A 16,174-nucleotide genomic window follows, 5' to 3' on the forward strand; every position below is an offset into this window, starting at 1 on the left:
CCACCCGGACACACCTCGGGTGGCGGTGCTGTCGTAAGGGCCGGGTACGGCCTGCTCGCGACGTGGACGTGCGGGAACCACGAGGCGTCCGGGAGGTACGTCTGCGACGGGGGCCGCCGCGCCCCGCCCCGCGCTTTGCTCCTGCACGGCGCCCGTATCGATCTGACGGCGATCGACAGGACGCGGCCTCCCTCCCCGCCGCCTTCCCTATGATCGAGATCGATTCCGAGGGGGCGGGCGGCACATGAGTGGTGCGGGCAGGCGATGGCACATACGGGGCGCGGCCGCGGCGGCGGCGCTGCTACTCGCGGGCTGCGGGGGATCGGACGACTCCGGTTCCTCCGCCGGCACCGCTGATGCCAAGGCGGCGTGGATCGACCAGACCACCATGCGAACGGTCCTGCCCGACGCACGGGCCATGCCCGGCTGGAAGGCCGCCGCCGAGATCTCGACCACGCCGATGGCGGACCGGAGGACGAAGAGCCTCATCTGTCCGGGCAGGAACAAGACGGGCTGCGAGCGGGCCCGTTTCCTCGGCTCCGTCACCTTCCGGCGCGCCGACGACAAGGCCGAGGCCCGGTTCTGGGTGGTCACCTACCAGGAGGAGCGGGACGCCGACCTCGCGTACGACACCCTGTGGAAGGACACCTGGGGCAAGACCGGCACCCACAGCGTCGACATCGGCACGGTGGGCGCGGAGCGCGGCGCCACCGGGGGCACCGCGGGCCGGCACGCGGAGGGGTTCACCGCCCAGATCCGCGTCGGCACCGTGATCCTCTGGGTGGGCAGTACGGCCGCGACGGACGCCGAGGGGGTGCCGGACCCGGCCGCAAAGGACTTCGCCGAGGACGTCACGGCGATGTTCGCCGAACGCGCCCAGCAGGCGCAGAACGGCGAGGAGCCCTCGTCGGCGCTCGACGCCGAGTAGGGCCTGCCCTCCGAGGCGAGGTCCTGGGCAGCAGCCGACGAACGGGGAGCGGATCATGACGAAGCGGCAGTGGTACGTACGCGGTGCGGCGTCCGGGACGGCGGCGCTGCTGCTCGCGGGGTGCGGTGGCGTGAACGGGGGCGGCGAGGCCGCCGCGAAGGCACTCAGCAAGGCGGAGGTCGCCTCGGTGCTGCCCGGCGCGAAGGCGGTGCCGGGCTGGCGGACTCTGCTGGAGCCTGACGCGCAGGAGCCGGTCCCGGAGTATCCGCCGACCGTCTGCCAGGTGCCGGACAGGAAGAAGCGCGCGACGACCTGCGGCGGGATCACCTATTACGGCGTCTCCGGCTTCGCACGCAGGCCCGACGGCACCTCGCTGAACTTCTGGGCCCTCGCCTACAAGGACGAGAAGGCCGCCGACGCCGCCTACGACGCGCTGGCCGCCTACTACGGCGGGGACAGGGTCGGCATCGGCGCGGTGCCGGTGAAGATCGGGGAGCCGGGCGCGGAGCGCGTCTCCCACCGCGCCGAGGTCGGCACGATGGGCGGACCGGCCACGATCACCCAGATCCGGGTCGGCACGACCGTGCTCGGCATCAGCACCGGAAACCAGGGCAAGAAGGAGGTTTCCGGCCAAGAGGTGAAGGCCTTCGCCGTCATGTTCGCCGATCGGGCCCAGCAGGCACAGGACGGCGAGAAGCCGTCCGCGGGCATCACCGGAGGATAGCGGCGGTCCCGGCAGGACTACCGTCAATCTCCCCGCGAATGCCTGGTTACAGTGAAGAACATGAGTTCCTCCCTCCGGTTCGACCGCGGCCACACCGACGATCTGATGGCCTTCCTGATGTCCGCCCCCTCCCCGTACCACGCCGTGGCGAGCGCCGCGGCGAGGCTGGAGAAGGCCGGTTTCCGGCAGGTCGAGGAGACCGCGGCCTGGGACGGGACGACCGGCGGGAAGTACGTCCTGCGCGGCGGCGCCATCGTGGCCTGGTACGTGCCGGAGGGCGCCGGCGCGCACACCCCGTTCCGGATCGTGGGCGCGCACACCGACTCGCCGAACCTGCGGGTGAAGCCGCTGCCCGACACCGGCGCGCACGGCTGGCGGCAGGTCGCCGTGGAGGTCTACGGCGGCACGCTCCTCAACACCTGGCTGGACCGCGACCTCGGTCTCGCCGGCCGGATCTCGCTCCGCGACGGCACGCACCGGCTGGTCGACATCGACAGGCCGGTGCTGCGCGTCCCGCAGCTGGCCGTGCACCTGGACCGTTCGGCCAACGCCGACGGGCTCAAGCTGGACCGCCAGAAGCACATGCAGCCCATCTGGGGGCTCGGCGACGTGGAGGAGGGCGACCTCATCCGCTTCGTCGCCGAGGAGGCGGGTGTCGACGCCGAGGACATCACCGGCTGGGACCTGATGCCGCACCCCGTCGAGGCGCCGTCCTATCTGGGCCGCGACCGCGAGCTGGTGGCCGGTCCGCGGATGGACAACCTCCTGTCGGTGCACGCGGCGACCGCGGCGCTCGCCGCCGTCGCCGGACAGCCCGACTCCGAGATCCCGTACATCCCGGTGCTGGCCGCCTTCGACCACGAGGAGAACGGCTCGCAGTCCGACACCGGCGCGGACGGCCCGCTGCTCGGCACGGTCCTGGAGCGCTCGGTGTTCGCCCGCGGCGGTACGTACGAGGACCGCGCCCGCGCCTTCGCCGGCACCGTCTGTCTCTCCTCGGACACCGGCCACGCGATCCACCCCAACTACGCTGAGCGCCACGACCCGACGCACCACCCGGTCGTCAACGGCGGGCCGATCCTCAAGGTCAACGTCAACATGCGGTACGCGACCGACGGCGGCGGCCGGGCCGTGTTCGCCGCGGCGTGCGAGAAGGCGGGTGTGCCGTGGCAGACGTTCGTCTCCAACAACTCCATGCCGTGCGGCACGACGATCGGCCCGATCACCGCCGCCCGGCACGGCATCCAGACCGTCGACATCGGGGTGGCCATCCTGTCCATGCACAGTGCCCGTGAACTGTGCGGCGCCGACGACCCGTTCCTCCTGGCCAACGCCCTGGCGTCGTTCCTGGCCGGCTGACGGGACGATGGGTGGTCCCCCTGGCGGCAGCCGGCAGGGGGGCCGCTGTCATTCCGGGGCGGTGCGGAACCGGCGCCGGTACTCGGTCGGTGTCGTGTCGAGCCTGCGGCGGAATGCCCTGACCAGGGTGTCGGTGGTGCCGAACCCGCAGGCGGAGGCGATCCGTTCGAGGGTGGCGTCGGTGGATTCGAGCTCGTTGCGTGCCCGCTCGACGCGGACCGACTCGATGTAGGCGTGGGGCGTCGTGCCGAGTTCGGACTTGAAGATCCGGGTGAGCTGCCGGTCGCCGATGTGGCCGTACCCGGCGAGGTCCGCGACGGTGAGCGGCCGGCCGATGTTGCGCATGATGTAGTGCCGCAGATCCTCGATGCGGCGGGTCGTGGAGACCTGTTCCAGCGGAACGCTGAACTGGCTCTGCCCGCTCGGCCGCTTCAGGTACATCACGAGTTGCCTGGCGACCCGCAGCGCGACGGCCTCACCCAGATCGTCGGCGACGAGGGCGAGCGACAGATCGAGGCAGGCGCTGATCCCCGCGCCGGTCCACACGTCTCCCTCGCGGATGAAGATCGGATCGGCGTCGACCTCGACCAGCGGGTGATCGTCGGCGAGCTGCTGTGCGGTCGACCAGTGCGTGGTGGCCCGTCTGCCGTCGAGGAGTCCGGCGGCGGCGAGGATGTGCGCGCCGACACAGACGGACGTGATCCTGCGCGCGCTCCCGGCGAGCCGTTCCACCCGGCGCACGACGGCCGGGTCGGTGAGCGCGTGCACGCGCCCCTGCCCGTCGGTCTCCACCGCGCCGGGCACGAGGAGGGTGTCGATACTCCTCGCCCCCAGCTCGTCGAAGGTGAGGTCGGGGAGGATCCGGACTCCCGCACCGGTGGTGACCGGAGCCGTCGTCTCGGCGGCGAGGACCACTTCGTAGCCCGCCGCCTCCTCCGTCTCGCGGCGCGCGAGGGAGAACACCTCGGGCGGCCCGGTGACATCGAGCAGGTCGACGCCTTCGAAGAGGACGATGACGATCAGTCGATCGACGGTGCTCACGAGCCTCCTGCCCTGGTGCGGCTGCGGTGTCCTGGCGCGCACAGCCGCGGTGTCGGTTTTTGCATGTTAGGCGACATTGCCGACACGGGAGGGTGCGCCGTAGCGTTTTGAGTGCGGCCCGCCGGACCGGTGGGCCCCTCCCCTTCCCCGTCAGACACCTGAGGTGCCACAGCCATGCCCCGAACGACGTTGCGCCGGCTCAACGGCCTCGACGACACCCCCGCGAAGCTCGCCGACTCGACCCTGGTGCTCATCGACTACCAGAACACCTACACGACCGGCGTGATGGAACTGGACGGCTGGCAGGCCGCGCTCGACGCCGGCGCCGCACTCCTGGCACGGGCCCGGAAGGCGGGCACCACGGTCGTCCACGTCATCCACGACGGCGGTGAGGGCACCCCGTACGACATCGGGGCCGAGATCGGCCGGATCCACCCGAGCGTCGCACCGGCCGACGGCGAGGCCGTCGTCGTCAAGCGGGCGCCGGACGCCTTCTTCGGCACCGACCTGGGCGAACACGTCGATGCCGCAGGCAGGACCGACCTCGTCGTCGCAGGCTTCATGACCCACATGTGCGTCGCGTTCACCGCTCAGGGCGCCTTCCTGCGCGGCAACCGGCCCACCGTCGTGGCCGATGCGTGCGCCACCCGGGCGCTGCCCGTCGCCGGCACGGAACTGGACGCCCGCCAGGTGCAACACAGCGCCCTCGCCACCATCGCCGACCTGTACGGGGTCGTCGTCCCGACGCAGAAGTCCCTGAGCTGAGGCATTCGTTCCTCGATCGGGCCCCGCGAGCCCGGCGTGATCCGGGCGAAGGCCCCTCGCCGGGCCCGCCCCCGCTCCCTACGGCCGACCGGCGTCCACACACAGGAGCATGCTCGGCGGCGGGCCGGGTACCCGCTGCGTACACGGCCCGGAGCTTCCGGGCCTCAGGGAGGCGGAACTCATGGGACTCGGAGGCTGCATCATCCTCATCGGTGCGGGGGCGATTCTTGCCTTCGCCACCGACTGGCACATGGACAGCGTCAACGTCGACATGGTCGGCTGGATCATGATGGTCGTCGGAATCATCGGCGTCTTCGTCTACGCGAGCGTGATGCGCCGGCGCCGTATGGTCGTTCCGCCCACCACCACCGTGGTCGGCGACGACGAACGCCGGTTGTGACCTGCGCGGGTGCGCCCCGCCCGGCGGGCGCACCCCTTCGTCCCCACCTCGGTATCCCCGATATTCTGGGCACTTGTCCGTGACCCGGAACCGGGCGCGTCACACCCGGGAATTGGGGAGCCGCTCGTGGAGTTCCGGTTGCTCGGCACGGTCTGCGTCGACACGCTGACCGGTCCGCTGCCACTCGGCCCCGCCAAGCGCCGCAGCCTGCTCGCCGCACTGCTGCTGCGCGCCAACACACCCGTCTCGATGACGCGGTTGACGGACTGCCTGTGGGACGACGCCCCGCCCCTCCACGCCCGCACGGTCATCCAGGGCCATGTCTCGCGGCTCCGCGCCCTGTTGACGAGTGCGGACGCGGAGGCGTACGGCGTCGAACTGGCCACGCTCGGCGACGCGTACGTGCTGCGGGCGCCGGAGACACTGCTCGACTCCCAGCGGTTCGAGGAACTGCTGATGCTGGCCCGGGAGCAGCGCAGCCCGGCCGACACGGTGCTCATGCTCAAGGAGGCCCTGTCCCTGTGGCAGGGACCCGCACTCACCGGTACATACGCGAGCGCACCGCTCCAAGCGGCCGCGCACGCGCTGGAGGAGTCCCGGCTGGCGACGGTCGAGCAGCTGGCGCGCGCCCACACCGTGCTGGGGGAGCACCACCGGGCGGCGGCGCTGCTGCGGGCGGAGGCCGACGCCCACCCGATGCGGGAGTCCCTCGCCGCTGCCCTGATGACGGCGCTGTACCGCTCGGGACGGCAGTCCGAGGCGCTGGACCGGTTCCACCGCACCCGCCGGCTGCTCGCCGACGAACTGGGCATCGACCCGGGGCGCGAGCTGGCCGACGCGTACGCGCAGATCCTGCGCGGCCATCCTGACCCCGCGGACGCGGGGCCCGGCAGCGAGCCCCGGACCGGGGAGAAGCCGGACACCGGTCGGACATCCGCGGCACACCGCGAACCCGGTTCGGACGAAGGGGCCGGCGGGGCCCCGCCGGCTGAGCCGGCCGGGGCCGGCGCCACCGCCGCACCGCCCCGCTCCCCGCACGTCCTGCCCCCGTCCCACCCCACCGATCTGCTGCCCCGTGCCCCCCGCGGCTTCCACGGGCGCGGCGCCGAACTCACCGCGCTCTCCCGGGCCGCGGCGGGCGAGGCGCCCGTCTGCCTGGTCACCGGCCCGGCCGGGGTGGGCAAGACCGCGCTGGCCCTGCACTGGGCGCGCCGGTCCCCCGCGGCGTTCCCGGACGGACGCCTCTTCGCCGACCTGCGCGGGTTCTCCGACACCGGGGAGCCGGCACCCCTCGAGGTCCTGCGCGAGTTCCTGCTCGCGCTCGGCGTCGCGCCCCGCCGGATCCCGGAGTCCGTCGCCGGTGCCGCGGCACTGTTCCGCTCGCTGACCGACCGGCTCAGCCTGCTCGTCGTCCTCGACAACGTCCGTGACTCCGCGCAGGTCAGGCAGTTGCTGCCGGGCGGCACGGACTGCGTCACGCTGATCACCAGCAGGCACCGCCTGGAGGGGCTCATCGCCTCGGATGCCGCCGTCCCGGTGCCACTGGACGTACTCGAACCGCCGGACGGCACCGCGCTGCTGGCCGGGGTGCTGGGCGAGGAGCGGGTCACCGCCGAACCCGTGGCGGCCCGGCGGCTCGCCGAGCTCTGCGGCGGACTGCCCCTCGCCCTGCGGGTCACGGCGGCCCGGCTGGCGGGCCGACCGCAGTGGACGCTCGCCGGCATGGCCGACGAACTGGCCGACGAGCGGAGCCGGCTGACGTATCTGGCCGTGGAGGACACCGGGGTCTCCGCAGCGCTGAGGCTGACCGTGCAGCAGTTGCCGCCGGAAGCCGTCCGCCACTTCACCCGGCTCGGCCACCACCCGGGCAGCCACTTCGACCCGTACACGGCCGCCGCCCTGGCCGGGAGCGACCCGGTCGTCGCCGCGGCCGCGCTGGAGCGGCTCGCCGCCGCCCATCTGGTCACCGAGGCCGGCCCCGGGCGCTGGATACTGCACGATCTGGTGCGGCTCTACGCCCGTGGGCTCGACCCGGCGTCCGGGCCGGACGCGCTCCTCGGTGTGCTCGACCACTACATCGCCACCGCCCTCGCCGCCGCGGACACGGCTGAACCCGGTGGTGAGCCCTGCTTCGTGCTGCCGGACGACTTCCACCGGCCGGCGGCCGTGCGGGACTTCACCGGCCGGGAGGCGGCGATGGACTGGCTCGCGGCCGAGCGCGAGGACCTCGCCCTGGCAGCGGCGGCCGCCCGTGCCGCAGGACTCGACGACCGGGCCTGGCGGATCATCCTGCTCCAGTGGCCGCACGTGGTGTGGCGGGCGCGGGACGGGTGGACTCCGATGCTGGAGCTGGCCCTGGCCGCGGCGGCCGCGGGCCGTGACCCTTACGCGGAGTCGCGGGTGCGCAATCTGCTGGGCTGGGTGCTGTCGGAGGAGGGCAGGACCGCCGAGGCCGTGGCCCTGCTCGAACCTTCGCCCGGACTCGCCCGGCAGGCAGGGGACCGGCTCGGCGAGGCGACGGCTCTGATCAACCTGGCGATCGTCCAGGCCGAACAGGGCGGTCTCGAAGTGGCGCTGGAGGGCTGCGGTCAGGCCCTGGAGCTCGCCAGGAAGGAACCCGACGCGCACACGGAGATGCTCGCTCTCCAGCACCTCGCCCGGATGCAGCTCAGCGCGGGGCGCCCGCAGGACGCCCTGGACTCCGCCCGCGCCGCCTTCGAACTGGGCCCCGAACACGAGGAGGCGGCCCGCCGGGTGCTGCTGACGACGGTGAGCGGCGAGGCCCAGCTCGCCCTGGGTGCGGAGGCCGAGGGGGTCCTGCTGCTGGACCTGGCGGCCGCGGAGGCCGAGCGGGCGGGATACGACGTGGGCGCGGTGCGGGCCCTGGAAGCGCTGCTGCGGGTGGCCGCCGCGCCGGAGTACGTGCGGCGCTACGAGGAGGCCGTCCGGCGGCTCACCGACAACGGGTGACGGCTGCGGGGGCGCTGCGCCCCCGCCGGGAGACCACCGGCCGGGACGGGACCAGTGGCGACGACATCCACCCCGATAGCCGGCCGGGCGACGGTGGCCCTCCCCGTCCGTCCCGGCCGGCGGGCTGTCAGACCTGCTCGTCCATGCCGGCGAGCACCAGCGGCAGTCGCGACGCCCCCTCGGCGCTCACGCTGACGGGCACGCCCCAGTCCTGCTGGTGGACATGGCAGGCCGGGTACTCGTTCGCCGGGTCGTCGTCGCAGGACGCCGCCATCGCGGAGACGTGCAGGACCCCCTCGGTGACGCCGTCGGCGAGGACCAGGTCACGGAAGAGATCGGTGCCCGCTCCTTCGCCCCCGGCCAGCAGCTCCGGCGGGGTCGAGGAGACCAGCAGCCGGGTCGAGGGGCCGTAGCGGGTGTCCAGCTTCTGACCGGCCGGTGCCTGGAAGACGACATCGAGCCGGAGCGTGCCCGGGGCGATCGCGGTCGCCGCGCGCTGGGTCCGGTGCGCCTGGTCCGCGACCCGTACCGCCTCCTCGGGCAGCCGCAGCCGGGTCAGCCGGTGCCGGGCGGACTCGACGACCACGAGGTCGCCGTCGACCAGCACGGCGTCGCTGGGCTCGCGCAGATCCGTGGCCAGCGTGGTGACTTCGTCACTCGCCGGGTCGTAGCGCCGCAGCGCGTGGTTGTACGTGTCGCAGACGGCGACGGACCCGTCCGGCAGCGCGGTGACACCCAGCGGGTGCTGGAGCAGCGCCTGCGCGGCCGCCCCGTCGCGGTGGCCGAAGTCGAAGAGTCCGGTGCCGACGGCGGTGTGCACGGCGCCCTGGCGGTCGACGTACCGCAGCGCGGACGTCTCCGAGTCGGCCACCCACAGCCGGTCCTCGGTCGCCGCGAGCCCGGACGGCTGAGCGAACCAGGCCTCCGCGCCCGGACCGTCGACCAGACCCTCGTTGGTGGTGCCGGCCGCGACCCGGACGGTGCCGCCCTCGGGGTCGTACGTCCACAGCTGGTGCACGCCCGCCATGGCGATCCACAGCCGGCCGTCGAACCAGGCGATGTCCCAGGGCGAGGAGAGGTCGACCTCGTGTCCGGCGCCGCTGGTGGGCGCGCCCTGCCACCACTGGCGGCCGGTGCCCGCGAGGGTGGTCGTCACACCGGTCGTGAGATCGAGCGCCCGGATCGCATGGTTGACCGTGTCGGCGACGGCGATCCGGCCGTCGGGCAGCAGCGCCAGCCCCTGGGGTTCGCTGAACCTGACGACTTCGGGTCCGCCGTCCACGAGGCCGCGCTCGCCCGACCCGAAGTGACGGCGCACGCTCTCGCCGTCCGCGTCCAGCTCGACCAGGCGGTGGCGGGTGGTGTCGGAGACCAGGAAACCGCCGTCGGCGAGCAGCAGCGCCTTGCCGGGGAACCGCAGATGGGTGGCCACCGGCTCGGGCGCCACGTAGGGCCCGTCGCCGCGTCGCAGCGTTCCCTTCGCCGCGTGCTCGGCCTCCAGCTCCTCCACCAGCTTCTCGATGGCGTGGGCATGGCCCTCACCGGCGTGCTGGGCGACGACATAGCCCTCGGGGTCCACGACGACGAGTGTCGGCCAGGCACGTACCGCGTACTGCTTCCAGGTGGCGAGCTCGGGGTCGTCGAGCACCGGGTGGTGGACCTCGTACCGCTCGACGGCGTCGACGACGGCCTGGTGCTCCGCCTCGTGGACGAACTTCGGCGAGTGGACACCGATGATCACCACGGTGTCGCGATGCTTCTCCTCCAGCTCGCGCAGCTCATCGAGGACATGCAGACAGTTCACACAGCAGAACGTCCAAAAATCCAAGATCACAATACGTCCTCGCAGGTCAGCGAGGGTGTACTGCCGGTCGCCTGTATTGAGCCAGCCGCCCTTGCCGATCAGCTCGGGGGCCCTGACGCGCGCACGTGTTGCCATGTGAAGAGTCAACATCACCGTGGCGTCCGCACATTCCACCGGGGGCTCGGGGAACCTGTGAGTCATGAGACTTCTCGTGCGTGAGCGACTGTTCGGCATCGGTGACGACTACTGGATCGAGGACGCCGAAGGCCGCAAGGCCTTCCTCGTCGACGGCAAGGCCATGCGGGTGCGCGACACCTTCGAGCTGAAGGACGCGCAGGGCCGGATCGTCGTCGAGATCCGGCAGAAGCTGCTCAGCCTGCGCGACACGATGCTCATCGAGCGCGACGGCGAGCAGCTCGCGAAGGTCAAGCGGAAGAAGCTGTCGCTGCTGCGCAACCACTACCGGGTGACGCTGGTGGACGGGACCGAGCTCGATGTCAGCGGCAAGATCCTGGACCGTGAGTTCGCCGTGGACTACGACGGGGAGCTGCTGGCCCAGATCTCGCGCCGCTGGCTGACGGTCCGGGACACGTACGGGATCGACATCGTGCGCGAGGATGCCGACGCCGGGCTGCTGATCGCGGTGGCGGTGTGCGTGATCGTACTCGCGGAGAAGGACCACGAGGGATGAACGACGTGGGTGCCTGTTTCACGTGAAACAGGCACCTCCAGCCGTCAGACCAGGCGCGGCGGCGGCGCGAGCCCCAGTCGGCGGTCCTTGAGCGCGGGGAACTGCTCCCGGGTCGTGGCGACCTTGGCCGGGTCGAACTCCACGGTCAGCACCTCCTCGTCCGCACCCGCCTCGGCGAGCACCTCGCCCCATGGGTCGACGACGATGCTGTGCCCCGCCTGCGGGATCCCGCCGTGGGTTCCGGCGCAGCCCACGGCCAGGACGTAGGCCTGGTTCTCGACGGCCCGGGCCTGGGCGAGCAGCGTCCAGTGGGCGCGGCGGCGCTCGGGCCAGCCGGCCGCGACGACGAGGGTCTCTGCGCCGGCGTCGACCAGGCCGCGGAACAACTCGGGGAAGCGCAGGTCGTAGCAGGTGGCGAGGCCGAGCGTGGTCTGCGGCAGGGCGAGCGTCACCAGCTCCTCGCCTGCGCCCATCATCACCGCCTCACCCTTGTCGAAGCCGAAGCGGTGGATCTTGCGGTAGGCGGCCGCCCGCTCACCCTCGGGCGTGAAGACGAGGGTGGTGTTGTAGAGCGTGCCGTCGGTCCCCCGTTCGACGAAGGAGCCGGCGTGCAGCCAGACCCCGGCGTCGGCGGCGGCCTTGGCCATCACCTCGTGCGTGGGGCCTTGCAGCGGTTCGGCTTCCTCCTCGAACGCCGTGTAGGCGAAGGCGCCGACCGGCCAGAGCTCGGGCAGGATCACCAGGTCCGCACCCTGTTGGGCCGCTACGAGCGAAGCCGCGTGTTCCCTACGGGAATTGACGGATTCGTCCGGGTCTACTGCGATCTGGATGAGGGAGGCGCGCACACTACCACCGTCCTGGCATTCGAGCCGTCAACACGGGCCTACGATCGTCACACGAAAGCACTGCCGGGGTGCCTGCTCGCAGCGTAACTTAGCGACCGAACCTCATCGCAGCCCGCCGTCCGCGCCCAGCTCTCCAGCCCATGCACCGCAGAACCGCACGAGGGGTCCCGTGACCGTCCATCCCAGCCTCCAGACCTACGCCGACGCCTGGACCCACTCCATCGAGTCGATAGCCGAGCTGGTGAGCCCGCTCACCGAGGGGGAGTGGAACGGCCGCACGCCATGCCCCAACTGGTCGGTCCGCGACATCGTCTCGCACGTCATCGGCATGGAATGCGAACAGCTCGGCGATCCGCGCCCCATCCACACACTTCCGCGTGATCTCTACCATGTGCAGAGCGACTTCGCCCGCTACATGGAGATGCAGGTCGACGTGCGGCGCCACCACACCGCGCCGGAGATGACCTCCGAGCTGGAGTACACGATCATCCGCCGGGCCCGTCAGCTGCGTAACGAGACGCGTGACCCGGAGACCATGACGCGGGCACCGCTCGGCGCCGAGCAGACCCTCGAACAGGCCCTGCGGATGCGCGCCTTCGACGTCTGGGTGCACGAGCAGGATCTGCGTACGACGGTGGGCAAGCCCGGCAACCTGGATTCGCCCGGGTCCGCGATCGTCCGGGACACGCTGCTCCTGGCGCTGCCGAAGGTCGTGGCCAAGGACGCGGGCGCACCGCCCAACTCGGCGGTCGTGCTGGATGTGCACGGACCGGTCGAGTTCCTGCGCACCGTCAGGGTCGACGCGGAGGGCCGCGGTTCGGTGGACGGTGCGCCGTCGCTGGGCCCCGCGGTGACGCTGGCGATGGACTGGGAGACGTACGTCCGCCTGGCCTGCGGGCGGGTACGGCCGAGCGCGGTGGCGGACCGGATCAAGATCGACGGCGATCAGGACCTGGCCGCCGCGATCCTGCGGAACTTCGCCGTCACCCCGTAACGACCGCGTCCGGCGGCGCCCGCCCCGGCACGAGGGGACGGGCGCGCCGCCGTAGCGGTCACATGCGCCGCCGTTTCCGGAGTCACGCGGGCACGTGCACGGCTTCCACCCGGCTGATCACGTGATGCTCGCGCTCCCGGTGCGCGGCCTTCAGACGCAGCCGCAGGATCTGCACGACGCCGAACGCCTCCAGGACGAAGACCGAGGCGAACGCGATGCGGTAGTTGTCGCCGGTCGCGTCCAGCAGCACACCGACGGCGAACAACGTGGTCATGGAGGCGACGAAGCCGCCCATGTTGACGATGCCGGAGGCGGTGCCCTGGCGCTCCGGCGGGTTGGCCGGGCGGGCGAAGTCGAAGCCGATCATCGAGGCGGGTCCGCAGGCGCCGAGCACCGCGCACAGGGTGATCAGCAACCACATCGGCGCATGGTCCCCGGGGTGGAGGATGGCAGACGCCCACAGCAGGGCCGTCATCCCGACCGTCCCCAGCGCGAGCGGGATCCGGGCCGCGTGGTGGCGGGCGATGACCTGCCCGTAGACGAGGCCGACAGCCATGTTGGAGAGCACCACCAGGGTGAGCAGCTCCCCCGCGGTCCCCCGGCTCAGCCCCTGGTCCTCCACCAGGAACGGCATGCCCCACAGCAGCAGGAACACCATGGCGGGGAACTGTGTCGTGAAGTGCACCCACATCCCGAGCCGGGTGCCGGGCTCCCGCCAGGCGGCGGCGATCTGCTTGCGTACGTACGTGGCCCCGGCATGCTCCGCGGGTGGCGGCTCGAAGCCCTCGGGGTGGTCCTTGAGGAAGAGCAGGAGCAGCACCAGCACCACGACCCCGGCCAGTGAGCTGCCGACGAAGGTGGTGGTCCAGCCCAGGCCGTGCAGGGAGCGGGCGATGACCAGCGTCGAGACGAGGTTGCCCGCCATGCCGAAGAGGGCGGCGACCTGTCCGATCAGCGGGCCGCGCCGGGCGGGGAACCAGCGCGCCCCGAGCCGCAGCACGCTGATGAACGTCATCGCGTCGCCACAGCCCAGCAGGGCGCGGGAGGCCAGCGCGGTGCCGTACGAGGAGGACAGCGCGAAGCTGAGCTGCCCGAGGGTGAACAGGACGGCCCCGATGGCGAGGACCTTCTTGGTGCCCAGCCGGTCGACCATCAGGCCGACGGGTATCTGCATGCCCGCATAGACGAGCAGCTGGAGGATGGAGAACGTGGAGAGCGCCGAGGCGTTGACGTCGAAGCGGTCGGCGGCGTCGAGTCCGGCGACGCCCAGGCTGGTGCGGAAGGTGATCGCGACGAAGTAGACGGCGACGCCGATGCCCCAGACCCAGGCGGCCCGCCGGCCGCCGGGCGGATCACCGGGCAGGGACAGGGTGGGGGCGGCGGCAGAGCTCACCGGTCCTCACCCCGGACCAGCACCTTGACCCGGCTGACATGGCGGCGCACGACCTGCGCGGCACCGTCCGCGTCCCCGGCCCTGATGGCCTCCAGCAGCTCACCGTGCTCGGTGATGTTGGCGGCGATCCTGCCCGGGTGGGACTCCATGACGGCGACGCCCATCCTCAGCTGCCGGTCGCGCAGCTGGTCGTAGAGGCGGGACAGGATCTCGTTGCCCGCGTGGCGGACGATCTCGGCGTGGAAGCAGCGGTCCTTCACGGAGACGGCGGCCAGGTCACCGGCCTCGGACAACTGCCGTTGCTCCTCGAGGAGCTCCTCCAGCCGGGCGATCAGCTTCGCCGAGGCGGGCACCGCCTTGCGCACGGCGAACTCCTCGACGAGCAGCCTGGTCTCCACGACGTCGGCGATCTCCTGCGCGGAGACGGCGAGCACGAGGGCGCCCTTCTTCGGGTAGAGCTTGATCAGCCCCTCGACCTCCAGCCGCAGCAGCGCCTCGCGCACGGGTGTACGGGACACCCCCACCGCGTCGGCGAGGTCTCCCTCGGTCAGGAGCGTCCCGCCCTCGTAGCGGCGGTCCAGGACCGCGTCCTTGATGTGCGTGTAGACGCGCTCGGCGGCGGGTGGCCGCTTCACGGGCGGGCGGACGGGGGACGGGGCTGGGGCAGGCATGAGCACAGCATAGATACAACATGCACGCATGAGGGAAAGCGTCCGGAATCTGGACCGCCTCGTAGAGGGGCAGGCGGCAGCGCCCGCCCCTGTCGTAGGCGTGCAGGGCGGCAGCACCGATCCGGGCTGCGTGCGGTGCCGGCCCCCCGGCCTCGACGCCGCGCTCGTGCCGGATCCGACGATGTCCCGGACGGCCTCGTCCCGGCATCCGGGGCGAAATCCCGACCGAGCGGGGCCTTTGCGGGGCGGCACTGCGGCACCGGGCGACGAACTGGATCAAATTCACCCCTGAAACGGCACATCCATTCATGTGCGCCGTGAGTCTCATCAGGGAGCGGCTCCCCCATGTAGCCGCATTCCAGGGGCCTTTGGAGCGTTCAACTTGAGATTCGGTATTCAACGTACAAGGCGCGCCTCCGTAGCCGCCACGGTGGCGCTCACGGCAGGCGCGGTCATCGCGGGCAGCGCGTTCGCCTCGACGGCACAGGCTGCCGCGCCGCCGGCTCCTACGATCGTCGCCAAGGGCGGCTTCGTGATGAACAACGGCACCGGGAAGACCTTGTTCACCAAGGCCGCGGACACCCGTCGCTCCACCGGCTCGACCACGAAGATCATGACCGCCCGGGTGGTGCTGGCCCAGACGGGCCTCAACCTGGACTCCAAGGTCACGGTCCAGAAGGCGTACAGCGACTACATCGTCGCCAAGGGCGCATCGTCGGCCCGCCTCATCGTGGGCGACAAACCGACGGTCCGTCAGCTGCTGTACGGCCTGATGCTGCCGTCCGGCTGCGACGCCGCGTACGCCCTGGCCGACAAGTTCGGTTCCGGCTCCACCCGCGCCGCCCGGGTGAAGTCGTTCATCGGCAAGATGAATTCCACGGCCAAGTCCCTCGGCCTGACGAACACGCACTTCGACTCGTTCGACGGCATAGACAATGGGTCCAACTACTCGACCCCGCGCGACCTGACGAAGCTCGCGAGCAGTGCGATGAAGTACTCCACGTTCCGCACGGTCGTGAAGACGAAGTCGACGAAGCAGAAGGTCACCACGAGTACCGGTGGCTACCGCTACATGTCGTGGTCCAACACCAACAAGCTGCTGGGCACTTACAGCGGCGCGATCGGCGTGAAGACCGGCTCCGGCCCGACGGCCAAGTACTGCCTGGTCTTCGCCGCGACCCGCCACGGCAAGACCGTCATCGGTGCGGTCCTGACCTCCACCTCGGAGGCGACCCGCACGGCGGACGCGAAGAAGCTCATGGACTACGGGCTCACGAGGTACATGAACCAGGTGTGACGAAGTGCCCGGCGCACGCACACCGCGTGCGCCGGACGACGGTGCCCGGCCCGCGCGCAACCGCGTACGCCGGGCACCGTCGCGTCGCCGGGCACAGTCGCGCCGCCGGGCACCGTCGCGTCGTCGGCAGCGGCGGTCGAGGCCGGCCCCGGGCTGTCGCGGACGGCCACGGCGTGCCGACCCTCGCGGGGCCCGCCCTAGGGCGTGTTTCGAAAGTAGCGCCGTCCGCCCGGAGGGCGGGTCCGGCGGCGTCTGGTGCGTGCGATCGCAAGGCGGAGGGTCGCCCCGATAC

General features: G+C 71.8%; 14 protein-coding genes. 9 read left to right on the plus strand and 5 right to left on the minus strand.

The annotated features are described in order from the left end of the window. Window positions 1–244 precede the first annotated feature (244 nt). From ABZ434_RS14850 to ABZ434_RS14860, 3 genes are read left to right on the plus strand one after another with little or no spacing between them, the layout of a single operon-like run. Window positions 245–928, plus strand: a complete 684-nt coding sequence (locus tag ABZ434_RS14850) for a hypothetical protein (protein ID WP_359135558.1) — start codon at window positions 245–247, stop codon at window positions 926–928. Window positions 929–983: 55 nt separating this feature from the next. Further along, window positions 984–1,652, plus strand: a complete 669-nt coding sequence (locus ABZ434_RS14855) for a hypothetical protein (protein ID WP_359135560.1) — start codon at window positions 984–986, stop codon at window positions 1,650–1,652. Window positions 1,653–1,712: 60 nt separating this feature from the next. Next, window positions 1,713–3,011 carry a M18 family aminopeptidase gene (locus ABZ434_RS14860; protein ID WP_359135562.1) on the plus strand — a complete coding sequence of 433 codons (1,299 nt, stop codon included), beginning with the start codon at window positions 1,713–1,715 and terminating at the stop codon, window positions 3,009–3,011. Between the two features lie 48 nt (window positions 3,012–3,059). On the opposite strand, the gene ABZ434_RS14865 is transcribed toward ABZ434_RS14860, so the two are convergent. Further along, window positions 3,060–4,052 (minus strand): helix-turn-helix domain-containing protein, encoded by a 993-nt coding sequence (locus tag ABZ434_RS14865; protein WP_359135564.1) that lies wholly within the window; start codon window positions 4,050–4,052, stop codon window positions 3,060–3,062. 174 nt (window positions 4,053–4,226) lie between these two features. Between ABZ434_RS14865 and ABZ434_RS14870 the strand changes: the two genes are divergently transcribed. The 3 genes from ABZ434_RS14870 (at window position 4,227) to ABZ434_RS14880 (ending at window position 8,187) form a co-directional block, all read left to right on the plus strand. Beyond that, a complete protein-coding gene (locus ABZ434_RS14870) occupies window positions 4,227–4,817 on the plus strand; it encodes a cysteine hydrolase family protein (protein ID WP_359135566.1) in 591 nt (196 codons plus the stop codon). Between the two features lie 181 nt (window positions 4,818–4,998). Next, complete coding sequence (locus tag ABZ434_RS14875) at window positions 4,999–5,217, plus strand: DUF6458 family protein (protein WP_359135568.1); 219 nt, start codon at window positions 4,999–5,001, stop codon at window positions 5,215–5,217. Between the two features lie 126 nt (window positions 5,218–5,343). Further along, entirely contained in the window at window positions 5,344–8,187 is a 2,844-nt protein-coding gene (locus ABZ434_RS14880; protein ID WP_359135570.1) for a BTAD domain-containing putative transcriptional regulator, read from the plus strand. A gap of 127 nt (window positions 8,188–8,314) precedes the next feature. On the opposite strand, the gene ABZ434_RS14885 is transcribed toward ABZ434_RS14880, so the two are convergent. Next, a complete protein-coding gene (locus ABZ434_RS14885) occupies window positions 8,315–10,126 on the minus strand; it encodes an NHL domain-containing thioredoxin family protein (protein ID WP_359135572.1) in 1,812 nt (603 codons plus the stop codon). Between the two features lie 64 nt (window positions 10,127–10,190). Between ABZ434_RS14885 and ABZ434_RS14890 the strand changes: the two genes are divergently transcribed. Further along, window positions 10,191–10,682: an LURP-one-related family protein gene (locus tag ABZ434_RS14890; RefSeq protein WP_359135574.1), complete on the plus strand. Its 492-nt coding sequence runs from the start codon at window positions 10,191–10,193 to the stop codon at window positions 10,680–10,682. A 44-nt stretch (window positions 10,683–10,726) separates the two neighbouring features. On the opposite strand, the gene ABZ434_RS14895 is transcribed toward ABZ434_RS14890, so the two are convergent. Next, window positions 10,727–11,527, minus strand: a complete 801-nt coding sequence (locus tag ABZ434_RS14895; protein WP_359135576.1) for a carbon-nitrogen family hydrolase — start codon at window positions 11,525–11,527, stop codon at window positions 10,727–10,729. A 169-nt stretch (window positions 11,528–11,696) separates the two neighbouring features. On the opposite strand from ABZ434_RS14895, the gene ABZ434_RS14900 reads away from it, so the two are divergent. Next, window positions 11,697–12,521, plus strand: a complete 825-nt coding sequence (locus ABZ434_RS14900) for a maleylpyruvate isomerase family mycothiol-dependent enzyme (protein ID WP_359135578.1) — start codon at window positions 11,697–11,699, stop codon at window positions 12,519–12,521. An 82-nt stretch (window positions 12,522–12,603) separates the two neighbouring features. Here the strand turns inward: ABZ434_RS14900 and ABZ434_RS14905 are convergent, their stop codons facing one another. Together ABZ434_RS14905 and ABZ434_RS14910 are read right to left on the minus strand one after the other, a co-directional pair. Next, a complete protein-coding gene (locus tag ABZ434_RS14905; RefSeq protein ID WP_359135580.1) occupies window positions 12,604–13,914 on the minus strand; it encodes an MFS transporter in 1,311 nt (436 codons plus the stop codon). Further along, window positions 13,911–14,585: a GntR family transcriptional regulator gene (locus tag ABZ434_RS14910; protein ID WP_359135582.1), complete on the minus strand. Its 675-nt coding sequence runs from the start codon at window positions 14,583–14,585 to the stop codon at window positions 13,911–13,913. The genes ABZ434_RS14905 and ABZ434_RS14910 overlap by 4 nt, the downstream gene beginning before the upstream one ends. Window positions 14,586–14,967: 382 nt before the next feature. On the opposite strand from ABZ434_RS14910, the gene ABZ434_RS14915 reads away from it, so the two are divergent. Continuing rightward, entirely contained in the window at window positions 14,968–15,882 is a 915-nt protein-coding gene (locus tag ABZ434_RS14915; protein ID WP_359135585.1) for a D-alanyl-D-alanine carboxypeptidase, read from the plus strand. Window positions 15,883–16,174: the final 292 nt, after the last annotated feature.

Source organism: Streptomyces sp. NPDC005761 (genome assembly GCF_040630635.1).
Taxonomy (GTDB): Bacteria; Actinomycetota; Actinomycetes; order Streptomycetales; family Streptomycetaceae; genus Streptomyces.